Here is an 11,545-nt window from a genome sequence, read left to right on the forward strand (position 1 = left end):
GGTTCGTAACGTGAGTGATGGAGGGAGTCGAAATGATGAATGATCCGGTCGACCGAGATGACACACACGTCAAGAAGCATACGCCGAACCGGCGAAATCTCCTGCTTGGCGGCACCGCGATCGTCGCCGCCACGCTCACCTCGGGTGCGCTGGCTCAGGTCCAACAGGGCACCACTGCGCCTGCTCCGGGGCGCAAGCCGAACATCCTGTTCATCATGGGCGACGACATCGGCTGGTTCAATGTTAGCGCCTACAACATGGGAATCATGGGCTATCGTACGCCCAACATCGACCGCATCGGCAGGGAAGGGGCCGTCTTCACCGATTGGTACGGCCAGCAAAGCTGCACCGCCGGCCGTGCGGCCTTTATCACCGGGCAAACGCCGGTCCGCACCGGCCTGACCAAGGTTGGTCTGCCCGGCGCCGAGCTCGGGCTCGGTCCGCTCGATCCCAGCGTCGCCGATGTCCTGAAAACCTACGGCTATGCCACCGGCCAGTTCGGCAAGAACCACCTCGGCGATCGTGACGAACACCTGCCGACCGCACACGGCTTCGATGAGTTCTTCGGCAACCTCTATCACCTCAACGCGGAGGAGGAGCCGGAGAATCCAGACTACCCGAAAGATCCGGAGTTTCGTAAGCGTTTCGGCCCGCGCGGCGTGCTGAAGTCAACCGCCGACGGCAAGATTGAGAACACCGGTCCTCTGAATACCAAGCGCATGGAGACGGTGGACGAGGAGTTCCTTGCTGCGGCAAAGGACTTCATCAATCGTCAGCACCGGGCCAACAAGCCGTGGTTCTGCTACTTCAACTCGACGCGCATGCACGTCTTTACGCATCTGAAGAAGGAATCCGAAGGCAAGACCGGCCTTGGTGTCTATCCTGACGGCATGGTCGAGCATGACGGGCATGTCGGTGAGCTGTTGAAACTGGTCGACGATCTCGGCGTCGCCGACAACACCATCGTCGTCTACACGACCGACAACGGCGCCGAGGTCTTTACCTGGCCGGACGGCGGCTCAACCCCCTTCAAGGGCGAGAAGGCCACCAACTGGGAGGGCGGCTTCCGCGTCCCGTGCCTGATCCGCTGGCCGGGCGTGATCCGGCCCGGGACCGTCGTCAACGACATCTGCGCCCATGAGGATTTCATTCCGACCTTCGCGGCCGCGGCAGGAGAACCTGACTTGGTCGGCAAGGTGAAGAACGGGCACATGTTGAACGGCAAGAGATTCAAGGTTCATCTCGACGGCATGAACCTGCTGCCGTTCTTCAAGGGGGACGTCAAGCAATCGCCGCGCGAGGAGTTCCTCTACTGGAGCGACGACGGCGACTTGATGGCTCTTCGTGTCCGCGACTGGAAGATCGCCTTCATGGAGCAGCACGCCGAAGTCGGTCCAAAGACTCCGGCCGGGCCCTGGGGGCAATTCACCCAATTGCGCGCTCCCATGTTGTACAATCTTCGCAGCGATCCATTCGAGCGAGGGCCCAGCAGTCAGCTCTATGGCGATTGGATGTCGCATCGGATGTTCCTGTTAGTCCCGGCGCAGGCTGTCGTCGCGAAATACCTCGAGAGCTTCAAGGAGTTCCCGCCGCGCGCCAAGGCGGCGAGCTTTACCGTCAGCGACGTGATGGACAAGCTCACGACAGCAGGCCCGAACAAGAACTGATTGCAATGTGTCGGCCGGCAACGCTGCCGGCCGACATCGTCTCTCGACATGAAAACGGACTGGAAGAAGGTGCTTGCGTTCGAACCTTAGGACGAAGGAGGTCAAGATGAGGACTGCGTTCGTTGGTGCATTTGCCTTGGCGCTCCTGCCGGGCGTCACTGCAGCGCAAAACTCTTCCGTGGAAGATCGCCTCGTGCATGGCCGTGCGGTGGAAGCCGTCGTCTGGGGCATGCCAGCGGTCAACACCGACCTCATGTTACAGGAGATGCAGACCAAGACGGGCGGCAAGGTGAACCAGGTCATCTATTGGGGCCGGCCGCTCGACTGGCACAATCAGACGCTGACGCCGAACCCGGACGCGATCTACTTCATGGCGTTCTTCAACACCAAGGACGTCGGCCCGATCGTGATCGAGATTCCTCCGGGCGACGCCAATGGTTCGCTCAACGGCAACATTGTCACGATGTGGCAGACCTCGCTGGAGGACGTGGGGCTGTTGGGCCTCGACAAAGGCGCCGGCGGCAGGTTTGTGATCCTGCCGCAAAAGGCATCGGACGGCTCGATCGTGGTTCAGTTCGGCGGCTGCGACGGCACAATCCGGAACTGCCTGCCGATCATGCGAGGCTGGAACTATACCGTGCGGCTCTATCGCCCGCGGCCCGAAACCCTGAACGGCACCTGGAAATTCCCTGAAGCAAAGCCGGTGAGCTGACGAACTGTCATGAGCGGCTACGACATCTTTGCCTGGATCGTCCTCATCATCCTCGCGGCGAGCGTGGTCGCCGTATTCTGCATCGCCGGATGGTTGCCGGGCCATATTGCAAAGGGCAGGGGCCATCCTTATGCCGACGCGGTGACCGTCGCGGGCTGGGTCACGCTGTTCTTCGGTTTCGCGCTGTGGCCGATCGCGCTGATCTGGGCCTATGTCGATATTCCCCGGCGCAAGGCGGAGACGAAGCCATGATCATCGCATTGATGGCGGTCTACCTGACGTTCTTGTTTGCGATCGTGCAGCTCGGGATCGTGCGTTTCAACCTGTTCTTGAAGTCGTCGCCGTTCATTGTGCTGCTCTTGCTCAATCTCGGCCTGTTCATTCCGATGAGCTGGGGTGCGCCGCAGGGGCCGGCGCTGGTCGTGCGCAATTCGGTTGCGATCGTGCCCGATGTCGCGGGCGAAGTGGTCGACGTGCCGGTCACTGCGAACACGCCGCTGAAGGCGGGCGACGTGCTGTTCAAGATCGACCCGACACCCTATGACGCGCAGGTCAGGGCGATCCGGGCGCAACTGAAATTCTCCGAATTGCGGCTGTCGCAGATGTCGCAGCTCTACGAGCGGGATGCCGGACGCGCCTTCGATGTGGAGCAGCGCCAGTCGGAGGTCGCGCAGCTCCGCGCCCAGCTCGATGGCGCGCAGTGGAACCTGGACAAGACGGTCGTGCAGGCGCCGGCCGATGGCTACGTGACCAACCTTGCGCTGCGCAAGGGCGCGCGGGTTGCGAATCTGCCATTGTCGCCGGTGATGGCTTTCATCGACACCTCCGACACGCTGATCGGCGTCGAGATCGACCAGATCGACGCGCGCTATGTCGAGGTAGGGCAGGAGGTCGAGATCACCTTCAAGTTCCTGCCCGGCGAGATCCATTCGGGGAGGGTCGAAAGCATCTTGCAGGCGATTGCGTCCGGACAGGCCCGCATCTCGGGTACGGCCGTGACGCCTACGGCCTTTCAGGCTGCACCTTTCGTGGCGCGCGTACGGCTCGGCGACGCTGACCTGGCAAAGCGGTTACCGGCCGGTACCACCGGGACGGCTGCGATCTACACCGATCACGTGAAGCTCGCGCATTTCATCCGGCGCATCATCCTGCGCCAGATCGCGATCCTCAACTATGTCAATCCATTCTGAATTGGGGACGTTCAAGGGAGGGCAGTCATGGGCATTCGGCGACGTGGTCGATGGGGTACGGCAATTGCAGTCGCGGCGGCGACCGGAGCGCTGGTCGAGTTCGCGCCGATGTCCGCCAGGGCCGACAATGGCGGATTGAGCTTCTGGCTTCCCGGCATCTTCGGCAGCCTCGCTGCGGCCCCCGCCGTTCCCGGATGGTCGACGGCCACGATCTACCTCCATCTGCAGCAATCCGCGGGCGGCAGCAAAGAATTCGTCCAGAGAGGCTCCGTTGTCGCCGGTCTGAATGCCCGTGCGGATGTCCTCGTTCAGGGCTTCACCTATACGTTCGCAACGCCATTTCTGGGCGGGCAGGCGGCCGTGAGCGTTCTCGGCGCTCCCGGAAATGTGGACGTCGGCATCGATGCCACGCTCACGGGCCCACGCGGAAATACGATCTCAGGCCACGCCAGCGACAATCGATGGACGGCTACCGATCTGTTCTATCAGGGCACGCTCAAATGGAATCAGGGCGTTCACAACGAGATGGTCTACGTCACGGGTAATCTTCCGACCGGCACCTACGATTCGACGCGCCTCGCCAATCTGAGCTTCGGCTTCGTGGCGGTCGATGCCGGCGCCGGTTACACTTATCTCGATCAAAAGACCGGGCATGAGTTCTCGATCGTCGGCGGGTTCACCTACAATTTCGAGAACACGTCGCTGCAGTACCAGAACGGCATCGATTTCCATGTCGACTGGGCTGCCTCGCAGTTCGTGAGCAAGAATGTCCTTGTCGGCCTCGGCGGCTATTACTTCCAGCAGCTCACCGGCGACAGCGGTGCCGGCGCAAGGCTCGGCGAATTCAAGGGGCGCGTGCTCGGCATCGGCCCGCAGATCGGATTCATCTTCCCCGTCACCGAAGGCTATCAGGGCTATCTCAACCTGAGGGGATTCAAGGATTTCGCGGCGGAGAACCGCCCGGAAGGCTGGACTGCCTGGGTCACCTTCGCGGTGTCGCCCGAGCCGCCGAAACCGGCGGCAACGCCAATCGTGCGGAAGTAGTGAAGAGGTCACGGTGACGGTCTGGTGAAGACGTAGACTAGACCCGTAAGCATGAGCACTCCGACGCTTGCCGTCAGGATCGGACCAGGCGCGCTTCCGATCCAGAACAGCAAGAAGCCGACGCTCATTCCAGCAAGCGCCAGCAGTTTCGCTCTCGAAGGGATCGCGCCATGCTCACGCCACGCACGCAGCGCCGGCCCGAAGCGAGGATGGGAGAGAAGCCAGTTCTCGAGCCGCGGAGACGACCGTGCGAAGCAGGTCGTGGCAAGAATGAGGAACGGCGTTGTCGGGAGCAGCGGCAAGAATGCACCGACAAAACCGATGGCGATGAAGAAAAGACCGAGAACAAGATAGACACGACGCATCAGCGGCAACCATCATGCAAAAAGCGAGGGGTTGTAACGTGTGTGCTGAGCTTATCACAGGCCCAAGTCTGGACTTGCTGGGCCAGGCCAGGTCAAGAACCCGGCCACCACGTCCTTCGGCCCTTGCAGCGCCCCTTCAGGCGAATGACCAAAGTCACGCCGACTCGTTTCGCACACCAAGGTGGTGAAACAGATTCATCGGGAGCGGGAAGACCACGGTCGAGGACCGTTCGCCCGCGATGTCGTGCAGCGCTGCGAAATAGCGTAGCTGCATCGCCTGCGGCTCCTGGGCGAGGATCCGGCCGGCCTCGACGAGCTTTTCGGCGGCCTGCTGCTCGCCCATCGCATTGATCACTTTGGCGCGTCGCAGCCGTTCCGCCTCGGCCTGCTTGGCGATCGCGCGCACCATGGTTTCGTTGAGGTCGACATCCTTGATCTCGATTCCGGTGACCTTGATGCCCCAGACGTCGGTCTGCTTGTCAAGGCTCTCCTGGATGTCGGCGTTTAACCTGTCACGTTCTGCGAGCATCTCGTCGAGTTCGTGCTTGCCGAGTACCGAGCGCAGCGTGGTTTGTGCGAGCTGGCTGGTCGCAGCCATGTAGTCGCCGACCTTGATGACCGCGCGCTCGGGATCGACGATGCGAAAGTAGAGAACGGCGTTGACCTTGACCGAGACGTTGTCGCGCGAAATCACGTCCTGGGGCGGCACGACCTGCACCATCACCCTGAGATCGACCTTCACGAGTTGCTGCACGACTGGAATGAGGATGATGAGGCCCGGGCCCTTCACTCCGGTGAAACGGCCGAGCGTGAAGACGACGCCGCGCTCGTATTCCCGCAGGATGCGAATGGCCTGCGAGAAAAAAATGATCACGAGCACCGCAAGCGCTGCATAGGTCAAATAGTCAAGCATCATGATGTAACTCCTTCGCCGGCCGGGACTGGGCGCGCCGCACTACAAGCGTCAGATCGACGATATTGGCGACCTCGACCACCTCGCCCGGCTTGAAGGTTTCGGCGCCGCGCGCTTGCCATCGCTCACCGTGCGCAAAGACGTGACCTTCATTCTCCGACCAATCGAGGACTTCGGCGGACAGGCCTCGCATGGCTTGCGCGCCGACGCGTACCGGACCACTGCGAGCGCGCCGAAGTGATCCGAGCACGACGAGAACAAAGCCGATGAACGTCGCAGTTACGATGGCGATGAGCGACCACGACAGTCGATAGCCGGGCGCTTCGACCCTGAAGAGCATAACCGCTCCCAGGACAAAGGCGATGACCCCTCCGAGGCCGATCACGACGGTCGGGTTGAAGGCCTCGAAAGTGAGAAGCGCGATCCCGACCAGCATCAAGGCAAGGCCGGCGTAGTTGATCGGCAGCAGGTTGAGCGCGTAGAGGCCCAGCAGCAGGCAGATCGTGCCGACGACGCCCGGGGCGACCGCGCCCGGGGACATGAATTCGAAGATCAGCCCGTAGATGCCAACCATCAGGAGAATGAACGCGACGTTGGGATCGGTGATGACCGCCAGGAACCGGGCTATCCATCCGGGATCAACTATTTCGACGGCGGCATCCTTCGTCGCGAGGCGCTGCGTCTTGCCACTTGCAACCTCGACGACGCGACCATCGACCTTGCCGAGCAATTCCGCCGGATCGCGTGCGATGAGGTCGATGACCTTCGCCTCCAACGCGCCGTTGCCAGACAGCGTAGCGGCCTCGCGGACCGCCTTCTCGGCCCAGTCGGCATTGCGGCCCCGCAGTTCGGCGAGGCTGCGGATGAAGGCGACGGCATCGTTCGTCGCCTTTGCTGTCATGGCATCCTTTGGCTCGGGCTGGCGGTCGCCATCCTTCTTATCTTTGCCGTCCTTGTCCGGGGTGCCGCCCGGCAGACCCGGGATCGGACCGCCGATCTGCACCGGCGTCGCGGCACCGATATTGGTGCCTGGCGCCATTGCCGCGATATGGGTTGCATAGAGAATATAGGTCCCGGCGCTTGCAGCATGGGCTCCGGAGGGAGCGACGTAACCTATGACGGGAACGGGCGAAGCGAGCACATCCGAGATGATTTCGCGCATGCTGGTGTTGAGACCGCCCGGCGTATTCAGACGCAGAATGACAACCTCGGCGTGTCGTTCGCCGGCCTTGACCAAAGCGTCCTTGACGTAACTCGCCGACGCCGGTCCGACTGCTCCGTCAAGCGAAATAGTCAGTGCAAGACTGCGGTTCTCCTCCGCTGAGCCGGGAAGGAAGGAGACAACCAGAGCGACGGCTGCAATCGCCGCAACGAGGGCCGCCTTTACGGTCTGCACGGCAAGGACTCCCTTGCCCAAAATATGGGGTTGCGTTTCGGAACCTCAATGGCCGTGCACCACGAACGGGATGCCGTTGTGCAGTGCGATAGTTGGGCGTCGCACTGCCGAGGACGTGATCGGCCAATCGGCTTGCGCTAATTGTTCGGAGCATCCGAAAACGCGGTTTCGATCACGTCGCCAATCGGCTGCCAGGTCCTGCCATCGAACTGAACCAGGCGCATCTGCTTGATTGGTCGAAAATTGCTCTCGCTTGTATTGATCTTGATGCCGGGCAGCAGCGCGCGCGATTCAAAATCCTTCAGTGATGCTGCCTGTCGCATCACGTTTTCACGAGAGAGATCATCTCCGCATTGTCTCAGCACCTGCGCAAGCGTCTCGGCCGCGGCGTAGCCGTAGAGGGCGGCACTGCTGTCCTTGTCTCCAGTTGGGTAATATCTGTCCATAAAGGACAACCAATCCCTGATCGCAGGATCGTCCTTCCATGCCGGGTCGCTGGGATCCTTCAGGAAGGAGGCCGAGATCACGCCGACGGAGTTCTCCACGCCTGCAGGTCCCAACGCGGCGCCTATTGCGGCAGCCTCATCATTGAGAAGAAAGACCGGGTGCCACCTGAAATCCGCGGCCAAACGGATCACCTGCGATGCGGTGGCCGGCACACCTGCAAAAACCAGAATCTCGGCACCCGATCGCTTCAGGATCGAGACATGCCCATCGATGTGGGCGTCCGCAATATCGAAGGCGACGCCGACGATGATCAGGCGAGTCAAATCGCCGAGCCCGTCCTGAATTCCCTTGTATAGGTCACGACCGAACTGATCGTTCTGCCAGAGAACCACGATCTTGCGCTGAGGATAGAAGGCCTGGATGTAGTTGGCGTAGACGCGACCTTCGGCGCGAAACGATGGCTGCCAACCCATCGTCCACGGAAAAGCCTTCGGGTCACTCAATTCCTCGGCGCCGGAGGCCACGAACAGTTGGGGAATCTTCCTTTCGTTCAAATAGCCCCGCACCGCGAGATTGCCGGGCGTTCCGAACGAGCCAAACATCAACAGGACGTTTTCCCGCTCGACCAGTCCGCGCGTGAGATCGAGTGCGACAGTCGGATCGGAATTGTCATCGCGGGAAATGAAGCGCACCTTGCGCCCGTTGATCCCGCCGCGCTCGTTGAGCATGTCGAAATAAGCCGCTTCGGCCTTTCCGATCGCCGCGAATTCAGCCAACGGCCCGGTATAGGGCATGAGGTTGCCAATCCGGATTTCGGCATCATCCGCGGATGGCTCGGGACGTTGCGGAGACATCGCACTGAGCGATGCCAGCGCGATTACGAGAACGAGCAGCATCCGTCCTGCCACGTTCATCTGCAGTGCCTCCATATGTCGACCCTCTTCAGCTTTGATCCGGGTCGAAGGAAGTCATCTGTCGGCGAAATGAGCTAAGGGTACTCAATCATCCCAATTGGTGCATTTTGAGGCGCAGTCGCGCGGGATTCCTCCCGCTCTCGAACAGTTGGCATCGCGGGTTTCCCGGCAGCGCGTCTGCTGCCAAAGTCCTGCCGCCGACATCGCGACATCTTCGCGGCCGAATAAGCCGGGCGTGCAAGCGTTTGAAACAAAAGGAAAATGCTTTAGCTGCCCGCTGGCCGATGGGCATCCATCGCCGCTGGTCCACCAAGCCGGAAGACAACCAGCCTCTCGAAGCGCTCCCCGATCGAGAATGTTGGCAATGTGGCGAAATGTATTTCATGCAATGGATCGGATTGTTGTGACGCGTCGAGCCAAATATGGACCCGCCGCTCATCGTTCACGATGTGTCCGCCGGGGCGGACTGACATCTGAGTGTAACACAGCTTGCCTAATGTCGACCTTCTGTGAAGGTTCTGTGAATGGGAATCGTGTTGACTGGGATTGTGCCAGCATCCGCGCAGTCCCGGCGCGTTTTGCTGTCGGGTGCGCTGATGTTCGGCCTCTCGCTCTGCGCCCAAACGACGGCCGCCCAAGAACGCCGCATTGAATTCAACATCCCTGCCCAAACGATCGACAAGGCTTTAGACGCCTTCGGCGCCATCACCGGCTCTCAGATCTTCTATGAAACCGCTCTCACCGCTGGCCGTCAATCGAAGGCTGTCAACGGTGTCTTTGCTCGTGAAACTGCCCTTCGCATGCTGCTAGAAGGCTCAAACCTGACCGCTCACATCATTGCGGCCGATACGATCACGATTGCGCTGTCCAATGCAACAGACGCTGATCTGCTTCAGGCGAAGCGCGCTGCCGTGTCTTACTATGGCATCATGCAGGCCGGCATCATGAGCGCGCTGTGCCGGAGCACCAAGACGAGGCCGGGCACTTACCGGCTGGCGATGCAGTATTGGATCGACGCCTCGGGTCGGATCACGGAGCTCCGGGTGATCCGGTCGTCGGGAGACCAGCAGCGCGACGGTGCGATCGCGCAGGCAATCCGCACCGTCGTCTTTCAACCGCCGCTTGTGGATATCCCCCAGCCGGTCACGCTCGCGATCGAGCCGAGCCCGCCTGAAGATCTTGCCGGATGTATGCCCGACCGCGTTGACGCAGGACCGGTGCGATGATGTCGGACACGGTTTGGGCTTCACTGCGACGGACGTTGTTCATTCGCTATGACGAGATCAGAATCCGGCTGGCGCGCTCCCTTGGGTCGAAGGAGCTTGCCGACGACGCGCTGCACGAAACGTATTTGCGCCTGCATCGCAGCGACGCGATCGGGGTGATCCAGCAGCCAGAATCCTATATTTTCAGGATCGCACTGAACGTTGCGACCGACAAGCGACGCGAAGAGCGGCGACGTGCCTCACAGGCCGAAGTTCTGGCATCGATCCGGCCTCAGGATGATGCGCTGGACCTCTCGCGGGAGCTGGAAGCGCGCTCCGAAGTCGAGGCTTTGAAAAGAGCTTTGGCCGAGCTGCCGCCCCGCTGTCGTGCCATCCTGATCGCAGCCCGCGTTGATGGTTTGAGCCATGAAGTCATCGCCGCGCGATTCAACATCTCTCGCACAATGGTGCAGAAGGAGCTGCGCCGGGCGGTCAGCCATTGTGTCGAACGGCTCGGGAAAAGTGAGTCGCGCTGACGGTAAGCTTTCGAGGGAGATGAAACGTCATATGAGGAAGATAACATTCAACCCATGATTTCGAGCCATGATGCGACCGCAATCTGAAATCCTGCAAGGCGAAGCGCTGGAGCGGCTTATGCATGCGACCTCCGGTCACGCAACCGTTGCCGATCTGCGGGACCTGGAGGCGTGGCGGGCGCGCAGCGCGGCGCATGCCGATGCCTATCGTCGGGCGCTGGGAATCTGGGAGTCGCTCGGAACTGCCGCGCGGGAAGCCAAGACCGCGACAGATCACGTGATGATCGCTGGTCAGGTTCATGCGGAGGGCCGGGCCGTCGGCCGTCGGGCTTTCCTGATTGGAGGCGCGGCGGCCGCAGCCGCTACGGTCGCCGCCGGCGTCGTTCTGCAGCCGCCGCTGGACTTATGGCCGTCTTTGCCTGATCTGATGGCCGATTACCGCACCGGCGCGGGCGAAAATCGCGCAGTTGCGTTGGCCGAAGGTCTCTCCATCGAAATGAACACACGCACCAGCGTCGTTCGGCGTCCTTCAGATGATGGGGAGGAGCGCATTGAGCTGCTTGCGGGCGAGGCGGCGATCGTCGCTGCACAAAACGCATCGAAATCCCTGACCGCAATCGCCGCCGACGGGCGCGTGTTTGCAGCAAGAGCGCAAGCTAATCTGCGCCATGATGGCGGTGCGGTGCATGTCACTTGTCTCAGCGGCTCCGTGCAGGTCGAATGCGGTGGCCGCACCGTCACGCTTCGCGTGGGCGAACAACTCGCCTACTCCCCCCAGTTCGTCAGCCCCGTCGCCGTCGTTGATCCGGCAATGATTATGGCCTGGAAACGAGGATTGTTGATCTTCCGCGATGAGCCGCTGGCGCAAGTGCTCGGCGAGGTCAACCGCTATTGGCGCGGAAGGATAGTTCTCCTCAACACCGATCTTGGTCACCGCCGTGTCACGGTTCGGATCGAATTGGCGCGTATCGAAGAGGTGGTTTCCTATGTCCGAAGCGTTCTGGGCGCGAAAGTGCGGATGCTGCCCGGCGGCGTCGTGATTCTGACGTAGCACAAACTTCACAAAAAAAATTGGGCGCGATGGTTAGCCGGATGCGCCCGGCGTTCGTCTCATGAATACGACGGCGATACACGGCGGTCCTGCTCGAGGGCCGGC

12 protein-coding genes and 3 pseudogenes are annotated in these 11,545 nt (G+C 61.2%); 11 read left to right on the plus strand and 4 right to left on the minus strand.

The features are described from left to right. Positions 1 to 35: 35 nt before the first annotated feature. The 6 genes and pseudogenes from ACVJGD_RS03405 to ACVJGD_RS03430 all read left to right on the plus strand — a co-directional run bounded on the left by ACVJGD_RS03405 (position 36) and on the right by ACVJGD_RS03430 (position 4,613). Entirely contained in the window at positions 36 to 1,667 is a 1,632-nt protein-coding gene (locus ACVJGD_RS03405) for an arylsulfatase (protein ID WP_456640151.1), read from the plus strand. 265 nt (positions 1,668 to 1,932) lie between these two features. Further along, a pseudogene (locus ACVJGD_RS03410) lies at positions 1,933 to 2,205 on the plus strand (DUF1254 domain-containing protein); the annotation flags it as partial. Positions 2,206 to 2,211: 6 nt separating this feature from the next. After that, positions 2,212 to 2,379, plus strand: a pseudogene (locus ACVJGD_RS03415) (carboxylesterase); the annotation flags it as partial. Between the two features lie 9 nt (positions 2,380 to 2,388). Then, positions 2,389 to 2,631, plus strand: a complete 243-nt coding sequence (locus ACVJGD_RS03420; RefSeq protein ID WP_456633037.1) for a DUF3302 domain-containing protein — start codon at positions 2,389 to 2,391, stop codon at positions 2,629 to 2,631. Further along, positions 2,628 to 3,569 carry an HlyD family secretion protein gene (locus ACVJGD_RS03425; protein WP_456633038.1) on the plus strand — a complete coding sequence of 314 codons (942 nt, stop codon included), beginning with the start codon at positions 2,628 to 2,630 and terminating at the stop codon, positions 3,567 to 3,569. The genes ACVJGD_RS03420 and ACVJGD_RS03425 overlap by 4 nt, the downstream gene beginning before the upstream one ends. Positions 3,570 to 3,596: 27 nt before the next feature. Then, positions 3,597 to 4,613, plus strand: coding sequence for a SphA family protein (locus tag ACVJGD_RS03430; RefSeq protein ID WP_456633039.1), 1,017 nt, complete (start codon positions 3,597 to 3,599; stop codon positions 4,611 to 4,613). Between the two features lie 8 nt (positions 4,614 to 4,621). Here ACVJGD_RS03430 and ACVJGD_RS03435 read toward each other — a convergent pair whose 3' ends face one another. From ACVJGD_RS03435 to ACVJGD_RS03450, 4 genes are all read right to left on the minus strand, one after another. Further along, positions 4,622 to 4,978, minus strand: coding sequence for a YbaN family protein (locus ACVJGD_RS03435; protein WP_456633040.1), 357 nt, complete (start codon positions 4,976 to 4,978; stop codon positions 4,622 to 4,624). A 154-nt stretch (positions 4,979 to 5,132) separates the two neighbouring features. Then, on the minus strand, positions 5,133 to 5,894 hold the full coding sequence (locus ACVJGD_RS03440) for a slipin family protein (protein ID WP_456633041.1): 762 nt from the start codon (positions 5,892 to 5,894) through the stop codon (positions 5,133 to 5,135). Then, positions 5,884 to 7,287, minus strand: a complete 1,404-nt coding sequence (locus ACVJGD_RS03445; RefSeq protein ID WP_456633042.1) for an NfeD family protein — start codon at positions 7,285 to 7,287, stop codon at positions 5,884 to 5,886. The genes ACVJGD_RS03440 and ACVJGD_RS03445 overlap by 11 nt, the downstream gene beginning before the upstream one ends. Positions 7,288 to 7,424: 137 nt before the next feature. Further along, positions 7,425 to 8,648: an ABC transporter substrate-binding protein gene (locus ACVJGD_RS03450; RefSeq protein ID WP_456633043.1), complete on the minus strand. Its 1,224-nt coding sequence runs from the start codon at positions 8,646 to 8,648 to the stop codon at positions 7,425 to 7,427. A 245-nt stretch (positions 8,649 to 8,893) separates the two neighbouring features. On the opposite strand from ACVJGD_RS03450, the gene ACVJGD_RS03455 reads away from it, so the two are divergent. The 5 genes and pseudogenes from ACVJGD_RS03455 (at position 8,894) to ACVJGD_RS03475 (ending at position 11,440) form a co-directional block, all read left to right on the plus strand. Continuing rightward, positions 8,894 to 9,055, plus strand: a complete 162-nt coding sequence (locus ACVJGD_RS03455) for a hypothetical protein (protein ID WP_456633044.1) — start codon at positions 8,894 to 8,896, stop codon at positions 9,053 to 9,055. 117 nt (positions 9,056 to 9,172) lie between these two features. Next, positions 9,173 to 9,874 carry a TonB family protein gene (locus ACVJGD_RS03460; RefSeq protein ID WP_456633045.1) on the plus strand — a complete coding sequence of 234 codons (702 nt, stop codon included), beginning with the start codon at positions 9,173 to 9,175 and terminating at the stop codon, positions 9,872 to 9,874. Beyond that, positions 9,871 to 10,389, plus strand: a complete 519-nt coding sequence (locus tag ACVJGD_RS03465) for an RNA polymerase sigma factor (protein WP_456633046.1) — start codon at positions 9,871 to 9,873, stop codon at positions 10,387 to 10,389. Before ACVJGD_RS03460 ends, ACVJGD_RS03465 begins: the two co-directional genes overlap by 4 nt. A 70-nt stretch (positions 10,390 to 10,459) precedes the next feature. Continuing rightward, positions 10,460 to 10,594 (plus strand): annotated as a pseudogene (locus ACVJGD_RS03470) (DUF4880 domain-containing protein); the annotation flags it as partial. A gap of 222 nt (positions 10,595 to 10,816) precedes the next feature. Next, complete coding sequence (locus ACVJGD_RS03475; protein WP_456640152.1) at positions 10,817 to 11,440, plus strand: FecR family protein; 624 nt, start codon at positions 10,817 to 10,819, stop codon at positions 11,438 to 11,440. Positions 11,441 to 11,545: the final 105 nt, after the last annotated feature.

This window comes from Bradyrhizobium sp. USDA 10063 (assembly GCF_054063735.1).

Excerpts from the sequence above, each read along its gene's own strand:
- ACVJGD_RS03420 (WP_456633037.1), top strand. The coding sequence starts at position 2,389 with ATGAGCGGCTACGACATCTTTGCCTGGATCGTCCTCATCATCCTCGCG.
- ACVJGD_RS03450 (WP_456633043.1), bottom strand. The coding sequence starts at position 8,648 with ATGAACGTGGCAGGACGGATGCTGCTCGTTCTCGTAATCGCGCTGGCA.
- ACVJGD_RS03475 (WP_456640152.1), top strand. The coding sequence starts at position 10,817 with ATGGCCGATTACCGCACCGGCGCGGGCGAAAATCGCGCAGTTGCGTTG.
- ACVJGD_RS03405 (WP_456640151.1), top strand. The coding sequence starts at position 36 with ATGAATGATCCGGTCGACCGAGATGACACACACGTCAAGAAGCATACG.
- ACVJGD_RS03460 (WP_456633045.1), top strand. The coding sequence starts at position 9,173 with ATGGGAATCGTGTTGACTGGGATTGTGCCAGCATCCGCGCAGTCCCGG.
- ACVJGD_RS03430 (WP_456633039.1), top strand. The coding sequence starts at position 3,597 with ATGGGCATTCGGCGACGTGGTCGATGGGGTACGGCAATTGCAGTCGCG.
- ACVJGD_RS03435 (WP_456633040.1), bottom strand. The coding sequence starts at position 4,978 with ATGCGTCGTGTCTATCTTGTTCTCGGTCTTTTCTTCATCGCCATCGGT.
- ACVJGD_RS03425 (WP_456633038.1), top strand. The coding sequence starts at position 2,628 with ATGATCATCGCATTGATGGCGGTCTACCTGACGTTCTTGTTTGCGATC.
- ACVJGD_RS03440 (WP_456633041.1), bottom strand. The coding sequence starts at position 5,894 with ATGATGCTTGACTATTTGACCTATGCAGCGCTTGCGGTGCTCGTGATC.
- ACVJGD_RS03465 (WP_456633046.1), top strand. The coding sequence starts at position 9,871 with ATGATGTCGGACACGGTTTGGGCTTCACTGCGACGGACGTTGTTCATT.